General features: G+C 48.2%; 15 protein-coding genes. 5 read left to right on the top strand and 10 right to left on the bottom strand.

Going from position 1 to position 18656, the window contains the following annotated elements:
* Positions 1–26: 26 nt before the first annotated feature.
* The 4 genes from NC994_RS02200 to NC994_RS02185 all read right to left on the bottom strand — a co-directional run bounded on the left by NC994_RS02200 (position 27) and on the right by NC994_RS02185 (position 7609).
* On the bottom strand, positions 27–1214 hold the full coding sequence (locus NC994_RS02200) for a PepSY-associated TM helix domain-containing protein (protein WP_190440851.1): 1188 nt from the start codon (positions 1212–1214) through the stop codon (positions 27–29).
* Between the two features lie 239 nt (positions 1215–1453).
* Entirely contained in the window at positions 1454–3994 is a 2541-nt protein-coding gene (locus tag NC994_RS02195; protein ID WP_190440848.1) for a TonB-dependent siderophore receptor, read from the bottom strand.
* Between the two features lie 617 nt (positions 3995–4611).
* Entirely contained in the window at positions 4612–5322 is a 711-nt protein-coding gene (locus NC994_RS02190; RefSeq protein ID WP_190415592.1) for a tetratricopeptide repeat protein, read from the bottom strand.
* Positions 5323–5398: 76 nt separating this feature from the next.
* Positions 5399–7609 (bottom strand): energy transducer TonB, encoded by a 2211-nt coding sequence (locus tag NC994_RS02185; RefSeq protein WP_190440845.1) that lies wholly within the window; start codon positions 7607–7609, stop codon positions 5399–5401.
* 312 nt (positions 7610–7921) lie between these two features.
* On the opposite strand from NC994_RS02185, the gene NC994_RS02180 reads away from it, so the two are divergent.
* Complete coding sequence (locus tag NC994_RS02180) at positions 7922–8572, top strand: MotA/TolQ/ExbB proton channel family protein (protein WP_190428953.1); 651 nt, start codon at positions 7922–7924, stop codon at positions 8570–8572.
* Positions 8556–8954: a biopolymer transporter ExbD gene (locus NC994_RS02175; protein ID WP_190415598.1), complete on the top strand. Its 399-nt coding sequence runs from the start codon at positions 8556–8558 to the stop codon at positions 8952–8954. Before NC994_RS02180 ends, NC994_RS02175 begins: the two co-directional genes overlap by 17 nt.
* A 92-nt stretch (positions 8955–9046) precedes the next feature.
* Here NC994_RS02175 and NC994_RS02170 read toward each other — a convergent pair whose 3' ends face one another.
* Genes NC994_RS02170 through NC994_RS02160 form a run of 3 tightly spaced genes read right to left on the bottom strand, consistent with a single transcriptional unit; the run spans position 9047 to position 10801 of the window.
* Positions 9047–9814, bottom strand: a complete 768-nt coding sequence (locus NC994_RS02170) for an ATP-binding cassette domain-containing protein (protein ID WP_190440843.1) — start codon at positions 9812–9814, stop codon at positions 9047–9049.
* Positions 9815–9818: 4 nt separating this feature from the next.
* On the bottom strand, positions 9819–10421 hold the full coding sequence (locus NC994_RS02165) for a hypothetical protein (RefSeq protein WP_190440833.1): 603 nt from the start codon (positions 10419–10421) through the stop codon (positions 9819–9821).
* 41 nt (positions 10422–10462) lie between these two features.
* Positions 10463–10801: a 2Fe-2S iron-sulfur cluster-binding protein gene (locus NC994_RS02160; RefSeq protein ID WP_190428956.1), complete on the bottom strand. Its 339-nt coding sequence runs from the start codon at positions 10799–10801 to the stop codon at positions 10463–10465.
* Between the two features lie 106 nt (positions 10802–10907).
* Here NC994_RS02160 and cimA point away from each other — a divergent pair, with 106 nt between their 5' ends.
* Both cimA and NC994_RS02150 read left to right on the top strand, forming a co-directional pair.
* Positions 10908–12569, top strand: a complete 1662-nt coding sequence (cimA, locus tag NC994_RS02155; RefSeq protein WP_190440831.1) for a citramalate synthase — start codon at positions 10908–10910, stop codon at positions 12567–12569.
* Between the two features lie 123 nt (positions 12570–12692).
* Entirely contained in the window at positions 12693–13412 is a 720-nt protein-coding gene (locus NC994_RS02150; RefSeq protein ID WP_190441279.1) for a Uma2 family endonuclease, read from the top strand.
* A 23-nt stretch (positions 13413–13435) separates the two neighbouring features.
* Here NC994_RS02150 and NC994_RS02145 read toward each other — a convergent pair whose 3' ends face one another.
* Positions 13436–14320, bottom strand: coding sequence for a lipid kinase (locus NC994_RS02145; protein ID WP_190429421.1), 885 nt, complete (start codon positions 14318–14320; stop codon positions 13436–13438).
* A 312-nt stretch (positions 14321–14632) separates the two neighbouring features.
* Here NC994_RS02145 and NC994_RS02140 point away from each other — a divergent pair, with 312 nt between their 5' ends.
* The gene (locus NC994_RS02140; RefSeq protein ID WP_190415607.1) at positions 14633–14854 is read left to right on the top strand and encodes a DUF4327 family protein; all 222 of its coding nucleotides are present in this window, start codon (positions 14633–14635) and stop codon (positions 14852–14854) included.
* On the opposite strand, the gene NC994_RS02135 is transcribed toward NC994_RS02140, so the two are convergent.
* Together NC994_RS02135 and NC994_RS02130 are read right to left on the bottom strand one after the other, a co-directional pair.
* Positions 14851–16125: an FHA domain-containing serine/threonine-protein kinase gene (locus tag NC994_RS02135; RefSeq protein WP_190440830.1), complete on the bottom strand. Its 1275-nt coding sequence runs from the start codon at positions 16123–16125 to the stop codon at positions 14851–14853. The two genes, NC994_RS02140 and NC994_RS02135, sit on opposite strands and share 4 nt — an antisense overlap.
* 77 nt (positions 16126–16202) lie before the next feature.
* On the bottom strand, positions 16203–18515 hold the full coding sequence (locus tag NC994_RS02130) for a serine/threonine phosphatase (protein WP_190440827.1): 2313 nt from the start codon (positions 18513–18515) through the stop codon (positions 16203–16205).
* Positions 18516–18656 lie beyond the last annotated feature (141 nt).

Genomic DNA, 18656 nt, shown 5'->3' with positions numbered 1-18656 from the left:
ATGTGGATAGATTATTGCCACCCGCTTCAAATCCAAGGCACTTCAGTTGTTGGGTAAATTTTCGGGCGAGGTTCCAGTATCCCCTGACTCTGGCGGATCGCTTCTTGACGACGAGCGATCGCCCACTGGCGTTGTCGCCACATCAAAAAGCCAGTGATAAATAGAACGGTGGGTGTCAAGCCAACGAACACATACAAAATCCGCATTCCTAGCCCACCATAAATCCCAATGTGCAAAGTAAACAGCTCATTCATAATCCGGGTTCCTAAAGGTACTGTCAGCGCATTTTCCACCCGCAAGACCTTCCCGCTGTACTGGTCGAGATAGACACGGCTACGACCATCTGGGCGGATTTCCTGGGGCAATTTCTTCGTGACCCTGACGATTCCATCCGGTTTACTAGCAAGAGAAATGAAGGTGGTTTTGCCTTCTGGCAACGCCGCATCAGCTTTGGGCAAAATTTCTTTGAGTGTCAAAGGTGACTTGCCCACTTGAGGTGTGGACGTTAAGGGAGTAGGTTGTGGCGTCTGTGTTAGCCAGTAGACTGCTGGCTCTGTTTCCGCGTGAAAAATCATTGCGGCTCCTGTGGAAGCAATCAGGAGCAGAAACACAGCAGACACGATACCCCCGACCTTATGGAGGTCATAGTTGACCAGCTGCCAGGGAGCTTGCCACCTGATCTGGAAGCCGGAAAGGAGCCTTCTCCAACCAGACCATAAAATCATCCCAGAGACGCTCAGCAGCAACAGCAACAAGCCACAAATCCCAACGACTTTCTCGCCAACCTTGCCAGCGAGGAGAGAGAAGTGGATATCATACACGAAAGTCATCAACGTACGTCCCCACTGTTGTGTGCCAAGGATGGCTCCAGTGTAGGGGTTGACATAAGCGTAGATAAACTCCTCCTTCTTTGATTCCATCCCCACCGTGTATACCGAGTCTGGCTTTCGCGGCAGATCGATATAAGACAGCGTCAAGTCTGGATAGGCTGAGCGGACGATCTGTAAAGCTGAATCTGGGGATATGCGATCGCACAGGCTCTCGGAAGCAAGTTCACCCTGCGGGACAACCTGATGTAAATGGGAATTGAGAGCGCGATCGATCTCTTCGTGAAAGACTAAAGCGCTTCCCGTCAATCCGATTACAAGTATCAGAAGACCGAATATTACACCCACATAGCGGTGCAGTATCAATGCAAGTTTGCGTAATTTCATCAGCAAGACTTCCTTTGAATTTTGTCTTCTGGCTTCCTCAGGGCGGGTTTAATCTAATACTTTTCAGTAAGGCTAGTTCCTCTCAAATAGAGCTGAACAAATAGAGAAACATAGTCCCCCTCAAAAAAGGGGGTTGGGAGGATCTCTGAGCGATGAAACTTACTCATCGAAAAGTATTGAGCTTTAACCAGAATGGCGTTGAGGATACCAGATTAACCGCTTAGCCAGAGCCTAAAACATCAAAATTCCACCCCAAATGTCCCCAACAAAGTTAAAGGCGCTCCGGGGTAAACTAAGAAGCCCTGAGAATCGTAATATTTGATATCAAAGAGATTCTTGATATTCAGAGCAGCGCGGTAATTGTTCCGCCGATAGAAGATAGCGGCATCAGTTCTCAAATACGAAGGGATTTCGATGGTATTTGGAAGCTCCGCTTCCCGCGCCCCCACGAAATATACTCCAGCTCCAAAACCTAACCCTTGCAAAGCACCTCTTTGGAATTCATAGGTCATCCACAAGCTAGCGCTATTATTTGGCGCGTTAACCAATTCGTCCCCTTCAGGAATGCTCTCATCTTTGCTAACAAAAGCATCCATATGGGCATAAGATGCAATAACATTCCAACCGGGTCTAATTTCTCCCCTCACGTCCAATTCGATGCCTCGGCTCTTAACTTCTCCCGCTGCAATTGAGAAATCACTATCATTGGGATCTGCCGTGGCAACGTTTGTTTTCGTTATCTGGTAAGCTGCCAGCGTTGTGGACAATCTGCCATCTAAGAATTCACCTTTAATTCCGGCTTCGTATTGAGTACCTCTTTCAGGCTCTATTAGCTGTCCGTTCGACGTAAAAGCAAAAATATTTGGTCGAAAAGAGCGGCTGTAACTGGCATAGAGTGAAATCGGTTCTATCGGCTGATAAACAATTCCAACACGGGGTGAAAAGGCTTCAAAGTAACGGCTGGATTTTTCAGCTTCGCTTCCATTCAAAGCGTCTGAAACATCTTCGATGTCAAGATCGACCGAATCAAATCGACCGCCAATCAGTAATTTCAGATTTGGCAACAATGTTATCTGGTCTTGTACATAGATACCTAACGTATTAGTGTTTTCTTCTCTGCCAAAGGCGTCACCGAAACTGTTTGGACGAGGAAACCCGTAAACTGGATTGTAAATATCAATTGAAGGGAAATTTGCTCTGCGTAATGTGTAGCCATTTCTAATTTTACTTAACTCAAGCCCAATGAGAAGTTGATGATTAATCGAGCCAGTATTAAATTTGCCTACCAAGTCTGTTTGCAGAGAATAATCTTCTCTGTTTTCATCAGAGTCATTATATCTTCGCCGTAAGGTGCGTCCATCTCCCTCTAATTGGAAGGTACGTGCTTGGACATTTTTACGCTCTGTATCAACGATTTGAGCTGAAAAAGCATTCCGGAGCCGCCAATTTTCGCTAAAACGGTGATCCAGAACATAACTAGCTTTATGGCTTCTATGGTTGTAACTGTCGTTGGGTTCTCCTAAATAACGACTAATGGGAAGATCAAACATCGCAGTTAGCGGTGGAAAGGCTCGGTCGAAAGTTCGATCGAGATCCAGGTACTCATACTCCAGGGTTAAGGTAGTTTTATCGGTAATCTTGAAGCTTAAGACAGGTGCAACCACGAAAAGCTCGCTGTCTACGAAATCTCTAAAACTACCTGAATTCTCATAGGCAACATTCAATCGATACAATACATTTTTGTCAGGATCGAGGGGGCCAGAAATATCTATCGATGGGCGATAGAAGTCGTAACTTCCAGCCGTAAATGAAGCGGCATAATAAGGTTCGCTCAGCGGTTGCTTGGTGATGTAATTCACGACACCACCCGGTTCAATCTGACCATAAAGCACCGAAGCTGGCCCTTTGAGAACTTCGACTCGTTCGATGTTGGCGACATCCGTTAATGAGTAAAAACCGCCATCGCTGAAACCATTTCTCAGGTTACTGGAGATGGCAAATCCCCGGATGGTGTAGTTATCAGTAGCGCCTCCATAACCCTCGCTTCTCACAACGCCACTGACGTTGCGTGCGGCTTCTGTGATTCTTACGACTTGTTGATCCTCAATCACCTGTCGAGGGACAACCTGAATCGACTGAGGAACGTCGCGCAAGGGTGTATCGGTTCGCGTGGCGGTTGTGGCGTCGATGACTCTATATCCGCCTTCTTGCTGACCCGTCACTACTATTTCAATTTCTTCTGGCTCTTCAACTGAAGCATCTGCATCTGGTTGGGTTTCGTCACCAGGTTCAGCCTCTGAAGGGGTCTGGGGCGACTCAGAAGGCTCAAAGTCAGCCGTCTCTGGCGTTTGGCTAGGAGGGGAAGCCTCTGCTGTTTCGGAGGCGGTTGTTAAGCTGAGTACCATTCCTTGCGGACTCGGCACGACTTCTGCGACTGGCAGTTCTGCGACGCCTTTGATCGTTACCCGAACACTGTTGCCATACAAGCGGTTTACGGTTAAAGAAGTTATGCCGAAAGCTGGGTTGTCCTGAGTAAACGTATCCCCTTCTGGAAGGCTTAGCTGGGCGTTAAGCAGGTCAATGAGCAGGGTTTGGTCATAGCTGGATGTGACCACTTGGGGCGCTGCTCCATTTGTCGTCTGCAAAATCACTTGCAAGCCGTCGGGTGTTGAGTTGAGTTGCACACCTGTTACTACGACATCAGCCCGTACTGGCTGAGCCACTGTCATGACAACTGAGCCTGCGAGCAACAAGCCAGGAAGTAATTGCTGTAGTTTCATTCCGTTTCCACACACCTAATTTATGCACCCAGGTCTTGGTTAACAAGCCTGATTTTATTGCAAGTAATTATCATTAGTGTGGTTAAGATAAAACGACGCCTGTGCAAAAGTCAAGTGAAAAAATTTAGAGGCATCGCCTACGAGAAAGATTGACAAATGGCTAGTTTTGGGCATTTGTTCTTCAGTAATTGGCTCAAGCTTAACTTCTTTAAACATTGGTTAAAGAAGTTAAGCAAGCGAATAATTGACAAAACCTTATAAAAGTGTTTTCTCTAATTAAGAAAGTTATTCAAGAAAGGCGAATTTAATCCACCAGCAGGCTGGTATAGAGTGGAGAACGATTGCTTTTCGCCTTGTTAATCGATCCGATGGCTACAAAATATTGAGTCTTAGAGAAATCACGAGGGCGATCGCAGCCAATCTCTACACGCGCCAACTCTACACGCGCCAACTCTACACGCGAAACTAGAGTGTCTGAAAAATCAGCGAAAAAACCCTAACACACTTAGTGACTCCTGAAGCGCGACTCCTGAAGCGGCGGCGCAGGTCAAAAATCTATCACATCAAATTCAAAAAAACGCTGAGAGGCTGAGCGTCGCTCAGCCTCTCGGTTCAGGCTATGGCTGAAGTTTTTTGATCAGCGCCAGTGCTTCTTTGGACTCATCTGGCTTGCCTTGCGTAGCGAAGAGTTCAGAGGCTTTCTGAAGGTCTTCAATCGCTTTATTATCTTCCTCTAGCTGAGCATAAGCGATTCCTCGCTGATAGTAAGCTTCTGCTTGATCGGGCTTTAGTTTGATAACTTCGCTGTAATCAGCGATCGCTCCGGCGTCGTCTTCTAACTCAGTTCGAGCTAGTCCTCGATTCAAATAAGCTTCATCATCCTTGGGATCGAGTTGCAACACTTTGCTGTAATCAGCGATCGCTTTCTCGTAGTCCTCTAGCTCAACAAGAGCTACGGCTCGGTTATAGTAAGCTTCCGTATCATTGGGATTTACTTCTAGCACCTTCGATAACAGATCGACGGCTGCCTTGTAGTCTCCCGCATCAAGTTTGTCCAAACCCTGTTGGAGCAGCGCCTCAGGATTCCCTTGGAGGCGGGGACTGCTGGGAGCAGGCGGTTTAATTTGAGGACTAGTAGACGCAGGCGGTTTAATTTGAGGACTGGTAGGCGCAGACGGTTTAATTTGGGGACTAGTAGGAGCGGGGGATGGTTTGATTTGAGGACTGGTAGGAGTGGGGGATGGTTTAGTTTGGGCACGAACTACAGGGTTCACTCCACCCACTCCGATAACAACTCCTAGAATTGCGATCGCTGTCTTGATGTTCATAAATCTACTTAGTGACGAGTGATTGGGTATTCAACAATCAGTTCAAGAGTCTATACCCACTCTGGTTGAGAGGCAATTATTCATTGTTCGTAGTAGCTGAACCCGATGATTCTGCTGAGGAAGGTGCAGCTCTCCGCCGCCGCGCCCGTGGAGCTTGTTGTGCCTGACTTGCTGAACCGGCTTCCAGACGCCGCTGCCGCCGCGCCCGTGGGGCTTGCCGTGACGGTCTAGAGGTCGAACTAGAGGCAGATTCCACCCGCCGCCGCCGTGCCCGTGGGGCTTGCTGGGACGGACTGGCAGCCGCAGATTCGACCCGCCGCCGAGAACGACGCGGCGTTTCTGAGGTACTCCTGGAAGAAGATGCTGTTTCCAGACGCCGTCGCCGACTAATCCGGCGTGTTTCCGAGGCACTTGTGGAAGAAGATGCTGTTTCTAAACGCCGCCGACTAATCCGGCGTGTTTCCGAGGCACTCGTGGAAGAAGATGCTGTTTCCAGACGCCTCCGCCGAGAACGACGCGGCGTTTCCGAGGCACTTGTGGAAGAAGATGCTGTTTCCAAACGCCGCCGCCGACTAATCCGGCGTGTTTCCGAAGCACTCGTGGAAGAAGAAGCCGTTTCCAAACGCCGCCGCCGCCGGGGAGTCGATGACTCCGAGCTACGGCTGGAAGATGCCGATTCTGTGCGACGACGTTCGCGAGAACGACGCGATCGCTCCGATCCCTCTAGCTGAAAATCAACTGAAGCCACAACCCCTTGTCGTCTACCAGAGGAAGAATCAAATTTCCAATTTCTTGCTGCTCTCACAGCAGCTTCATCAAGTTCGCTGCTACCGCTGGAACGCGACAGCCGAACATTAGTAACATTTCCTTTGTCGTCAACATCAACACTGACCTTGGATGCGCCTTCGACGCCTTGCCGTCTCGCATTGCTTGGATAGTCGGGCTTGTCACATTTAACGCAACCGATTCGGCTCGATCCCGATCTTCTCGAAGGACGTTCTTCATCCCTCTGTCTTGGCTCAGTTCTTGGCTCGGTTCTCGGTTTGAAATTTTCTGGAACTATCGCTACATCCCTTCCGCTTCCCGGTTCTTTGCTGGTGCCAGTGCCTCTACCAGAGCCACTGCCGGTACCTAAGCCATTGCCGATACCTGAGCCATTGCCCGAACCATTGCCTGTACCCGTACCCAAGCCATTGCCCGAACCATTGCCTGTACCCGTACCCAAGCCATTGCCCGAACCATTGCCTGTACCTGTACCCAAGCCATTGCCTCTACCAGAGCCACTGCCGGTACCTAAGCCATTGCCGGTACCTAAGCCATTGCCGGTACCCAAGCCATTGCCGGTACCGCTTCCTTGTCCTGAGCCTTGAGTGCTGCTGCCCGTCCCAGAACCACTGCCTAGCAGGCTTCCCAATCCGCTTGCAACAGTAGATCCGCCGACAGCACTGCTTTTATCAGTTTGACTGCCACTATTTCCTGCACTTTCTTGAGTTTGTCTAGAGCCAGTGATTCCTCTAACCAAATCTCTAAATCTTTCAGATGTTTGTTGCTGGAAAGATGGACTCGCTTGTGTTGGCGCTGCGGGCCTGTCATTTTGTGAAGACGGCGCAACGGCAACCGATCTAGGCTGGGGAATCGGCTGCGAGTTACTTGTTCGATTGGGTTCGTCAGTGCGTTCCAAAGACGTCTTTTCTACTGGTGTGGGTGGCACGCTTGCCACTCGATCGGGATCGACTCGTTGCTCGACTCGTTTGGGCGTTTGAGCGGGTCGGAACGGAGGTAAATTTACTGCAAGCGGCTGTCGCACTGGCTGCGGTACCACTTCAGGGCGTGTAGGCGCGGGTTGCGACGCTACTAGTGGAGAGCGAGCGATCGCTTTTGGTTCCGTGCGAGGTTGAGATGCTGGCGCAGCTGTACTGGTATTGGGTGTACTGCTTTGACTCGAACTCTCTGCTGCAACTGAACCTTCTTCCGATTCCTGCCTAGAACCCGTAAGTATGCGAGAACCTCCGGCTGCAACTGAACTTGCTGCCGATGGCGTCTGCTCTTGTTGATCTTCTTTTGGTGTATCTTCCTCTGGTTCCAAAGCTTCAAGGCTCTCAGGATCGAGAACCACAACTTCCATTGGCTCTTCTGCAATAATGTCAGATGTTTTCACCCAACGATTGCTCATCGCCAATACTCCGATATGGAGCGCTAGGGAACCGATGAGGCTATAGGCAATAAAAGACCTCAGAGCCTCTTCTTCTTTTTCTCGCTGCTGAACAGCAACAGTTGACAAGCCCATATATTATTGCAAGTTATTTGCACTTGTTTGGTCAAGGTAAGATGCACTGAAGTAAATGTCAAGAGGGAGAACCAGGAAAATGGGCTGTTATCACCTTAGCCAAATCCTCTCCAAACCTTTCCTTGATAGGCTTCTCAACCTTTTCAACAGTTCCGTTAAAATTACTTAATAAAAATCATTATTCCCCAAGTTGTGGAGAACTGCTTGACATAGATTCTCATTAGGTTTAATTTCTCTTGAGAACTTCTATCAGCTTTAAGACTCAAGTAAGCTGGTAGGCTTAGCCTTGTTGAGTGCCCTAGAGAAACTTAGATGGGAATTAGTAATCTTTTTGCGGCGGGCGGCGTGGTCATGTGGCCACTGCTAGCATTTTCTATATTAGCGATCGCCCTAGTAATAGAGCGTTCAAGATTTTGGTATGGTATTAACCGACGGCAAGGTCGGGTTGTCCGAGACGTGATGAAGCTTTATCAGCACGATCCCGAAGCTGCTGTGCATCGGCTCAAGCAGAATGCTGACTTGCCGATTGCGCGAATCTTTTTGGCAGCATTGGAACTGGAACAACCCAATCCAGAAGAATTTCGATTAGCGCTAGAAAGTGAAGCGCAAGCAGAGTTACCGGGATTGAAGCGATTCAATGTGGTGTTTGAAACGATCATCGCCCTGTCCCCTCTGCTGGGGTTGCTGGGAACGGTTTTAGGATTGATTAACTCCTTTGCCTCGCTGACGCTAGGGAGCGTCGGAGGTAGCCAGACGGTCGGTGTTACAGCAGGGATTAGCGAAGCGTTAGTTTCCACCGCCACCGGGTTAATTGTTGCTATTTTTGCCCTAGTATTCTCCAATGCCTTTCGCGGGTTTTATCAGAGGCAGATGGCACACATTCAAGAATACGGCGGTCAGTTAGAACTGTTATACCGCCGCCGTTATGAAAAAGGAGAGCCTTCTTATGCGACTACCCGATGAGCCGGATATCCCAGTGCAGATTAACATCGTGCCGATGATCGATGTAATCTTCGCCATTTTGACCTTTTTCATCATGTCCACGCTGTTTTTGACCCGTTCAGAAGGACTATCGGTAAATTTGCCGAAAGCAGCGACCGGACAAGCTCAGAAATCGACACCCGTAACGGTGTCAATTGATGAAGAGGGAGAAATCGCACTGAACCGCCAGCCCATTGATTTAGAGGAACTGGAAACCGGAGTGCGATCGCTTATTCCATCTGAGCAAGAAACCCTCGTCGTGCTAAATGCTGATGAAGGAGTTAATCACGGTCAAGTCGTGGCGGTGATGGATCAGTTGCGTAAAGTTAAAGGTGCAAAATTAGCGATCGCTACGAAGAAATAATCCGTCCATTGGGTAAAAGATTATTCGTTATCAGTCGATAGTCATTAGTTTGTTGCTACTAACTAATGACTTATCACTCATGAAAATTCTTTTTAACCCCAATCTTGAGCGGCTTGGGCTTCCGCTTGGATAAAGCGATCGCGTAAATTAGTCCAATCTATTTGTGCTGCTGAGACATCCTCCAGCAACTGCCCATCCTGCAAATACAAAACCCGATTGCAAAACATTTGGGCTAAATCTAACTGGTGATTGACCATCAATACTGTAGTTTTTCCCTCGTTGCAAAGTTGCGTTAATACTTGCAGGACGTAAGCAGCACGACCCGCATCTAGCGCAGATGTTGGCTCATCAAATAATAAAATTTTAGGTTCAATCATCAAGGCGCGAACAATTCCAACCAATTGCCGCTGTCCTTGCGACAGTTGCACTTCCGTCCGCCCTAACCAATCTTCTGGAAGGTGCAATTGCTCGATCCATTTGAGCAATTGTTGCTGAATTACCTGTTTTGTGACTCCTTGCAAAACCAGAGGATAAGCTAAGGCATCTCTAACCGTCATTCCCAAAAGTTTTGGTTCTTGAGAAACCAACATTACCTGCCGACGCAACGGGATAACCGGAAGCTTTCGGTAATCTTGATTTTCTAGGTAAATTGTGCCAGCAGTGGGTTCTAATAGCCGGTTTAATAGCCGCAATAGCGAGGTTTTTCCGGCACCAGAAGGGCCAATTAAACACAAGCGATCGCCCGGAAATACCTCAAACGAAATCTCCTTCAATAAATACTGCGAACCAACTGGCGCTGCAAGGCTTACCCGTTCCAGCCGCAGCAAATTTTTTTGTGCTTTCGTGTCTTCGTAGTTCAAAAAATTATGTTAATTGTCCTTGTGTAGTCGCCATCCAAATTGTCCACGCATCTGTAACAAAAAGCAGCAGCGAGAATACTAACAAAATTAGATACATCCAAGGCTGAGACAAAGGACGAACATCAGTTGTATCAATTCCCGTCTTGTCTTCCACCAGTTTAACTAACCGAGCAAACCCAACGACCCGCATCGGTAGCAAATAAGCTTTTTGCTCTGACTTACTTACAAAGTAATAAACGATTCCACCTTGCCCTGTCGAGCGAAATTTTAAATCTTTGACTTCTGCCCAAGCTAACGACCAACCCTTGCGGAAGAAAACGGGAACCCAGCGAGGATAAGTAACCTGGATTTTTTCATCATCCACAATTACCCGTTCGCTGAGGACGCCAGATAATGGGACTAACCCTAAGGCAATTCCCAGCCACAGCAACCAAGGCGGTACAGGTGACGCAGATGCCTGTGACAAAAACGGTAGCGGAATCGTCAGTGCCAGATAAAGTGCTATCAACGTGATGCGAATCAGGGGGGAAATGCGAAAAACGAAATGACTGGATTGCGCTGATTCCGGCTGGGCTGATTCCGACTGTAAATCAAGATTTTGTGACACGCTTTATAACCCAAAATCTAAAATTTAAAACTGAAATTGTTTTATTTTTGCGGCGTCCAAACCGTTTGAGTGCCTTGTCCCCAAAATCCATCAAATTTGGTTACTTTGACATCTCCTAAAACCTGGGTTTGACAAGCTAAGCGACGGTTTGCCGTGGGAGAATGAGGAGGAAGCGATCGCCTGGTTTTATCTTTCCAGTTGGCTTCGGAAACGTTTCCTTCTACTGCCACTGCACAGGTACCACAGGTGCCAATCCCCTGGCAGTTAATGATTTTTGCCTTGCCATTGTAGAGGTCGATGCCATTTTCCAGTAGCACTTTACGCAGGTTAGCACCCGTACTGCACTCAAACGTTTTTCCTTGAGCTGTTACCTTTGGCATAATGATGGATTCAACGAGCCTCTTGAGTGACGATTTATCTTCACTTTATTTTTACAGTTCTTTACAAAATTAGCTGTTAAATTTTCTCCCTCGGCGACAACTTCCCATGCACTCAGATCAAACAAACCGAATTTGGATTTACGACACGACATTGCGTGACGGTGCCCAACGCGAAGGGCTATCCCTGTCACTGGAAGACAAGTTGCGAATTGCCCGAAAGTTAGATAAGTTGGGCGTTCCATTCATTGAAGGGGGTTGGCCTGGAGCGAATCCTAAAGATGTACAATTTTTTTGGCAATTGAAGGAAGAACCGCTTTCCTCAGCGGAAGTTGTCGCTTTTTGCTCTACTCGCCGTCCAAATACAACTGCGGCAGAAGATCCGATGTTGCAGCCGATTCTCGCGGCGGGAACCCGCTGGGTAACGATTTTTGGCAAATCCTGGGATTTACAGGTTATAGAGGGTCTGAAGACCAGCTTAGAAGAAAATCTGGCGATGATTGGAGATACGATTGAATATCTCCGCAGTCAGGGGCGGCGGGTAATTTACGATGCCGAACACTGGTTTGATGGCTATAAGCACAATCGGGATTATGCGCTCAAGACCTTAGAAAGTGCGATCGCAGCCGGTGCAGAATGGCTCGTTTTCTGCGATACCAATGGCGGCACGCTTCCTCACGAAATCAGCCAAATTGTCCGGGATGTTGCCAGTGTAATCGGAATCAACGCTCAGCAGTCAGAAGCCAGCAGTGAGATCAAAACTCAAAACCTCCCGCTTCTCGGCATTCACACGCACAATGATTCTGATACAGCGGTGGCGAATGCTTTAGCAGCCGTCATGGAAGGAGCCAGAATGGTGCAAGGCACAATCAACGGCTACGGCGAACGCTGCGGGAATGCTAACCTTTGCTCTGTGATTCCCAATTTGCAACTCAAACTGGGATATGACTGTATTCAAGACGAACAACTGCTACATCTGACAGCTGCCAGTCGTTCAATCAGCGAAGTCGTCAATCTTGCTCCCGATGAACACGCACCCTTTGTGGGTCGTTCTGCGTTTGCTCACAAAGGCGGTATCCACGTTTCAGCGGTTGAGCGCAACCCGTTAACTTACGAACATATTCAGCCAGAACAAGTCGGCAACGAGCGTCGAATTGTGATTTCCGACCAAGCTGGACTAAGTAATATTTTGGCAAAGGCTCGCAGCTTTGGCATTGACCTAGATAAGCAAGACCCCGCCTGCCGCCAACTTTTACGCCGCCTTAAGGAACTGGAGAATGAAGGCTATCAGTTTGAAGCAGCCGAAGCGAGTTTCGATTTGCTGATGCGCGAGGCACTGGGACAACGACAGCAAATGTTTGAACTCAAAGGCTTTCAAGTCCACTGCGATATTGTCAGGAATGCAAACGCCCTTGCCACGGTGAAAGTCGCTGTCAATGGCAAAGATATTTTGGAAGCTGCGGAAGCAAATGGTCCCGTTTCGGCGTTGGATGCTGCATTACGCAAAGCTTTAGTCAATTTCTATCCAGAAATTGCTGTATTTCACTTGACCGACTACAAAGTGCGGATTCTCGACAGTGGCGCGGGGACTTCAGCCAAAACTCGTGTTCTCGTGGAATCTAGCAATGGTCATCAGCGCTGGGCAACTGTAGGGGTTTCTAGCAATATTCTGGAAGCTTCTTATCAGGCAGTCGTCGAGGGAATTGAGTACGGTTTGCTGTTGCAATCTTCAGCAAGTTGGACGACAGAAGTTGCAACGACACAATTGTAGAAACCAGAGTAACTTACGTCTTTCTCGATAAGTTTTGATGGCGATCGCGTGATGAGAAAATCCTCAGGCGCGATCGCATTCTCATCCGCCACAATAAAGCTAAACCAGTGCGAGGGAGAGAAGATGACTTTAACTGCCCAGCAACTAGATGCGATGATGCCCGACGCGAGTCAACTGTATAGTGATGAACCAGAAATGGAAAGTTCTTTACACTATATGCAACTGCTGTTGCTTGTCACTTGTCTGGAATGGCTGTGGCGCGAAAGAGAGGATTTTTTTATCGGTGCCAATCTCACGATTTATTTTAGTCGGCAACAACTGAGAAATCGTGATTTTCGGGGTCCCGATTTCTTCTTAGTCAAACAGACCCAAAAATCTCCTCGCAATGCTTGGGTGGTGTGGGAAGAAGATGGCAAGTATCCCAATTTGATTATCGAGTTGCTATCAACTTCTACCGCCACGACAGACCGCACGTTGAAAAAAGATTTGTATCAAGACCGCTTTCGCACACCGGAATATTTCTGGTTTTCCCCAGATACGCTGGAATTTCAAGGTTTTCGATTGATGGGAAATCGATATCAGGAAATTGCCCCAAATAAAAGGGACTGGCGTTGGAGTGAGGAGCTAGGCTTGTATCTGGGCGTAGAACAGGGACAGCTACGCTACTTTACTCCAGAAGGCGATCGCGTACCGACCCCAGAAGAAGCCGCTCAACAGGCTCAAGTGCAAGCTCAGCAAGCTCAAGCGCAAGCTCAACAGGCTCAATCCCAACTAGAACAAGAACGACAACGCGCCGAACGATTGGCTGAACGACTGCGATCGCTCGGTATCGATCCAGAGTAAGCGATCGCTCTTACCCTATCTATCTACCTTTTGCTAGATGACGGCACAAAAACCGATAGAACTTGCGGAATCACCCGAAATCGGGCTGGCGTCTCCGTTGTTCTTTCCCCATCGGTGTTAATTGGATAAGGTTTTCGAGTATATAACTCAATGTCTTTACCCTGGATGGTACGCACCCCCCTACCTATCGCAGATTTTCCCCGCAAAGCAGCAAATACCAACGGCAGGGTTTCCCACCAATGCTGAATTTCCAAACTATGCAGATCCAGCCTTTGGTCATCAATGGTGGCATCATCCGCAATCACTAAGCCACTGCCGTAATAGCGACCATTCCCCACCGTAATCTGCAAAGTTTTTACTTCGATAGACTGACCTTCCCAGTGGATATCAACCCAAAACGGTCGCACAGTCGAAATAACTTGCACTGCTGTAGCAATATAAGCAAAAACGCCCCAATGCCGCTTCAATCTTTTGGAGACTCTGCGGTTTACTTCTGCACTCAGTCCCAGACTGGCAATATTGAAAAAATACTGTCCGTTCACCCAGCCCAAGTCAATCCGTTGAATTTGACCATTGGCAATGATTTGACAAGCTTCTGGCAGCGACTGGGGAATATTTAGGGTTCTTGCCAGATTATTGGCGGTGCCTAAAGGCAAAATTGCCAAAGGTAAGTCAGTATCTAGCAATCCTTCGACTGCTGCATTGACACTGCCATCTCCACCCCCAATGATGACCAAATCAACCTGTTGGCAGTGTTTCCGAATAAGTTCAGAAAACTGCTTGGGATTTTCACTCTTTTCCTCTACTAGTTCAAAACCCAGTTGTTGCAATTGTTCAACTGCTTGCCGTCTGGCGTCTTGACCTCGTCGAGCATTCGGATTCACTAACAGCAGTGCCCGCTGACTCATTTGCATTGTTTTGAGGGAAATCGGTCATTGGTAGAAAGAAATTACCCCAATCCTCCCAGCCTCAAGTATATGCTTCCGATTGCAGCCTGCGATACTGTCTAGTTGTGTTGCAAAGGAGCTTCCAATCGCTCTTAGGGGATGCGACGGTAGTAATTTCCGTACAAAACTTGTCAAAACACTTGCCAGAATACCCTAATATACGCTACAAGGATAAAGGATTGCTTCCCTAGCGCATAGAATTCTACGCATTAAATCTCAGAAGCGGGAAGCTTTTTTACTTCGTAGTATTTACAAAACTGATTTCTAGACCCTATGACTCAGCAAGTAATTCACCCAATGGTGAAAATGCAGCGTCAAATGCATTCACTTGTAACATCGAATATTATCAAGCCCACAGATAAACTCTGGAAAATCGCTCTCCTCTATGGAGATGAGTGGTCTTACTGGAAAAAAGAACTGTTGGAATTTGGATTTACCATGCAAGATCCAGTCAGCGAACTGCTGGCGGTTGAAGCTTGGGAAGACGAGGATTAAAGGCAGGCGGTTAAAGCTTGGGAAAGTTCCCATGCTGATTGATAGCGATCGCTCGGTCGGGGTTCTGTCACTTTCTCTATCACTATCCGCAGTTGGGGTGTAATTGTCGGCATCCCTTCGACATTGAATCTGTAACCCATCCCCTTTCGTTTATAAAACTTTTGGGGGCTTTCACCACCTAATAGAAAAATTAGGGTCGGCCCGATTGCATATAAATCTGATTGTGTCACTGGCTGACCCCGATCTTGTTCTGGGGCGCTATAATCTGGGGCACCAATGCGTGTGCCTGGTGGCGTGCCAATTTCTTTGACTGCCCCAAAATCCAATACAACCACCTGATTGTCTCGAAAGCGCACCATCAAATTTGCCGGTTTAATGTCCCGGTGAATGAGGGGCGGATCTTGACTGTGGATATAGCCCAAGATGTCGCAGGCTTGAATCATCCACTCAATCGCCTGTTTGAGATGTACTGGTCCCTTTAGATAGATGCGCTTTTCTAAATCCTCGCCTTGGATCAGCTCCATTGCCAGGTATTTCTTGCCAGCCTCTACAAAAAAGTCATAATACTGCGGAATCCCTGAATGATGCAGCGTCTTGAGGGTACGAGCCTCTCGTTCAAAGAGTTCTCTGGCTTTAGAATTTTGTGCCATATCGGCATTCATTTCCTTTAACACCACGAGAGCCTCCCCGCGCAAACGTTCAGGGTCCCAGGCAAGATAAGTGGTGCCCATTCCTCCTTGTCCTAGCGTCCGCAACACCTGATACTGACGGATGTGGCGATGTATCTTGACTAGAGGTTGCCCGCAGTGGATGCAGAACAAATTCCCCGGCGGATTTCCGGCGTGAGAACAAGCTGCTTCAGAACTGACTGCTGGCTGTGGGATTGAACTACTGCGTGCCCTTTCTCCGGACTTCTGAGAGAGAGTTGCTGGCTCTTCTTTGCTGCTGAGTTGAAATTTCAGTACCGGGCCTCCTCGCGCCAGCTGAATGAGGGAATCATCTGATACCATCCCCTGAGAAATCAGGATGCCATTGACAAAGGTGCCGTTCGTGCCTTGATTAACCAACAACCATTGGACGGATGGGGTGCCTCCGTTGCTACTAGATGAGTTGCCTAATCTCCGAAGTTCTAGATGGTGCCTGGAAACCATGCCATCATTCAGAACTACGTCATTATCAGGGGCGCGACCAATCCGAATCGTGGATGCTCTTTGGAAGTTCCACTGCTGCGGAGAGGTAGACGAGGGATCGAGAAGGGTCAGCGTAACCATAATAGTTTTGAGTTATTGGTTTTAAGTTTTGAGTTTTAAGTTTGAATTCAAAACTCAAAACTCAAAATTCAAAACTTTTAAAACATCTGATGTTGATCCAGGTTTGGTCGCACTTTCGCTCGGATAACCACCGCTGTGATGTTATCGTGACCGTTGTGCTGATTGGCGAGGTCAATGAGTTGCAAAAGACCCTGATCTAGGTTGGCTCTAGAACTTAAGAGAGGCAAAAGGTGAGTTTGCCAGTGAGTTTCTATGAGGTCGTTGTCTGATAAACCATCGGAACACAGAAGCAATAAAGTATCTTCATTGAGTTCCAAAAATTGGACATCAGGACGGACAAAATTCTCGTCTCGCGGTCCCAAAGCTTGGGTCAGCTGGTAAGCATCAGGTCGATCGTAGGCGATGGCAGGGTCTACCCCGCGCTGGATTTCCCGTTGACCCACTTCGTGGTCGATTGTAATTTGTTCTAAACCGCGTTTGCGGCTGAGACGATACAGGCGGCTATCCCCAACATGAGCGATCGCTACCTTCGTATCCTCAATCAAAACCATGACAAGGGTCGTCCCCATTCGTCCAGATCCAGAGCGTTCTTGCTGTTGGTTAATATCAAAAATCGCTTTATTGGCTAAAAGCACTGCCTCTCTAATGCGGTCTTCTGTTGGTAAACGGTTTTGCCAATTGTCTTGGAAATAGCGCCTGACGGTGTCCACCGCCATCACACTTGCCACTTCGCCCCCAGCGTGTCCTCCCATTCCATCGCAGAGAATATACAGCCCCCGCGCTTGGACGGTTCGACCTAGTGGAGTTTCCTGCTTTTTAACTTCTGTGTTGATGCCGAAGTTGTCTTCATTGTGTTCGCGTTGCCGCCCGATATCCGTGGTACCCGCATCGTCGAGACTGAGCAACTGCATCGGCAGGATGATGGTGGGCATATCATCGCCCTCGCTGGTGTCAGGAACGCGATCTTCTGAGGTCAGGGGCGGCTGAATCCGAGTTTTTGAGGTTTGTGAATCTTCTTGTTCTTGAGCGATCGCTTGTAGCTGCGCTCTCAGCTCTAAGGGGGTTTGAATCTTACCGCTTTGTAGGTTAACCAAAAGTTGATCCAGAGAATCTAATTGCGATCGCCCTGATAGTTCAAATAATTTTTGCCACACTTGCCCCAAATTTTCGAGTGGCAGGGTTGCGTTGGCTGGCTCTTTATACAAGCGTTGCAGGCACAGTGTCTGATCTTCATCCACCCGCAGATTTGATAGCTCCAGCAGACTCTGACGCATTTGCCAGGGTTCTAGTGCTACCCACAATTTCGTCATTTCATCTAGCCAGTACAAAATCTGCAACAGCGGAATTTGAGCATCATTGTCCAAGTCATTAAGGAGAGGCCACTGGGAACGGTCTTCTAACAGCACAACGGAAGTTCTGTCCTGCTGCCATGCATCGTGAATCGCTGGCAGGGTCGGGGACAACTTATTCTGTAAATCCAAATAGGCTTGTGCAATATTGGGAATACTTTTGGCGGCTAAAGAATTTACATTCAGCGTCTGGTCAATAAAATTACGGTTTTTGACCGATTCCGCCGAAGAAGACATCGATTCCGAGCTACTTGCAGCATTTGCTGCTTCAGCACCTTGTAGCTGCTCCATAATGGCGGTCAGCGGAGCTTTTTGGAACGGCTGGCAATCCAAAACTCTCACCATCACCTCAGCGCTGTCCGAATTGGTCGGTAGAGAGTCTAGCAATTGATAACGCTGTTGAGGGTCTAAATATACAACCTGTGGCGTTAATTGAGTCTCCCCGCTACTGCTATTTTCAGGGGTTGTCTGTGTGGAAATGTCCGCAGCCGAACTTGAGGCGGTTAATTCGTTCTCCGCCATTGGAGTCTGAGCATCTGTTGATGAAACAGATGCGGAGGGTGACATTGTAGAAGCTGAAGAATTTGCGAATAAAGTGTTTTCCTCTAGTGAAGAGGTTGCCTGCAACTCCCCGGCCCCTGAAGCGTTTGGCAAGGGTACAGTTGCCCCGTCCAGGTCAACTTCAACTGTAAGGTCTGCTGGCATTGTAGCTGCGTCTGAAGCCGCAGCCGGTGACGGCGGTGTTGTTTCAGCAGTCGGGGCGCTCTCTGCAACTTCCATATTTTCGCGAGAATCAGATGTTGCCGCTTCCTGCCCAAGCATGGGAGTGGCGGCTGCGGCGACTTGCGAGTTTAAATCTTTCGAGAGAATTGCCCACCACACCGTTCCCGTCGTGGCACCACATTTGGGACACTCTACGAGATTAAATGGCACTTGAGTTGTGCATTCAGGGCAAACTTTGTGGGTTAGGGAAGTTCCACATTTTTGACAAAACTTGTTGGTATTTGGATTTTCAAACTGACACTGGGGACAGACAAGCATGGCGGAACTTCCTCGATTCCCGTGTGGTGTTTTAACTTAAGGGAGACAAAGTAACTGCGATCTAGTTTGCCACGTCACAATCGAAGCTTCCAACTTCAACGGGTAGAAGTCTTAAGGTTAGCGTTAGCAGACGGGGATGCC

The sequence above is a fragment of the Trichocoleus sp. AS-A1 genome, assembly GCF_039962015.1.
GTDB lineage: Bacteria > Cyanobacteriota > Cyanobacteriia > Cyanobacteriales > FACHB-T130 > FACHB-T130.
Note: the sequence above shows the minus strand (reverse complement) of the source record. Positions and strands in the feature narration are given on the sequence as shown.

Coding starts and splice junctions, on each gene's coding strand:
- NC994_RS02195 (WP_190440848.1), bottom strand. CDS start 3,994: ATGAAACTACAGCAATTACTTCCTGGCTTGTTGCTCGCAGGCTCAGTT.
- NC994_RS02175 (WP_190415598.1), top strand. CDS start 8,556: ATGCGACTACCCGATGAGCCGGATATCCCAGTGCAGATTAACATCGTG.
- NC994_RS02150 (WP_190441279.1), top strand. CDS start 12,693: ATGACTTTAACTGCCCAGCAACTAGATGCGATGATGCCCGACGCGAGT.
- NC994_RS02160 (WP_190428956.1), bottom strand. CDS start 10,801: ATGCCAAAGGTAACAGCTCAAGGAAAAACGTTTGAGTGCAGTACGGGT.
- NC994_RS02180 (WP_190428953.1), top strand. CDS start 7,922: ATGGGAATTAGTAATCTTTTTGCGGCGGGCGGCGTGGTCATGTGGCCA.
- NC994_RS02140 (WP_190415607.1), top strand. CDS start 14,633: ATGACTCAGCAAGTAATTCACCCAATGGTGAAAATGCAGCGTCAAATG.
- NC994_RS02130 (WP_190440827.1), bottom strand. CDS start 18,515: ATGCTTGTCTGTCCCCAGTGTCAGTTTGAAAATCCAAATACCAACAAG.
- cimA (WP_190440831.1), top strand. CDS start 10,908: ATGCACTCAGATCAAACAAACCGAATTTGGATTTACGACACGACATTG.
- NC994_RS02190 (WP_190415592.1), bottom strand. CDS start 5,322: ATGAACATCAAGACAGCGATCGCAATTCTAGGAGTTGTTATCGGAGTG.
- NC994_RS02185 (WP_190440845.1), bottom strand. CDS start 7,609: ATGGGCTTGTCAACTGTTGCTGTTCAGCAGCGAGAAAAAGAAGAAGAG.
- NC994_RS02135 (WP_190440830.1), bottom strand. CDS start 16,125: ATGGTTACGCTGACCCTTCTCGATCCCTCGTCTACCTCTCCGCAGCAG.
- NC994_RS02145 (WP_190429421.1), bottom strand. CDS start 14,320: ATGAGTCAGCGGGCACTGCTGTTAGTGAATCCGAATGCTCGACGAGGT.
- NC994_RS02200 (WP_190440851.1), bottom strand. CDS start 1,214: ATGAAATTACGCAAACTTGCATTGATACTGCACCGCTATGTGGGTGTA.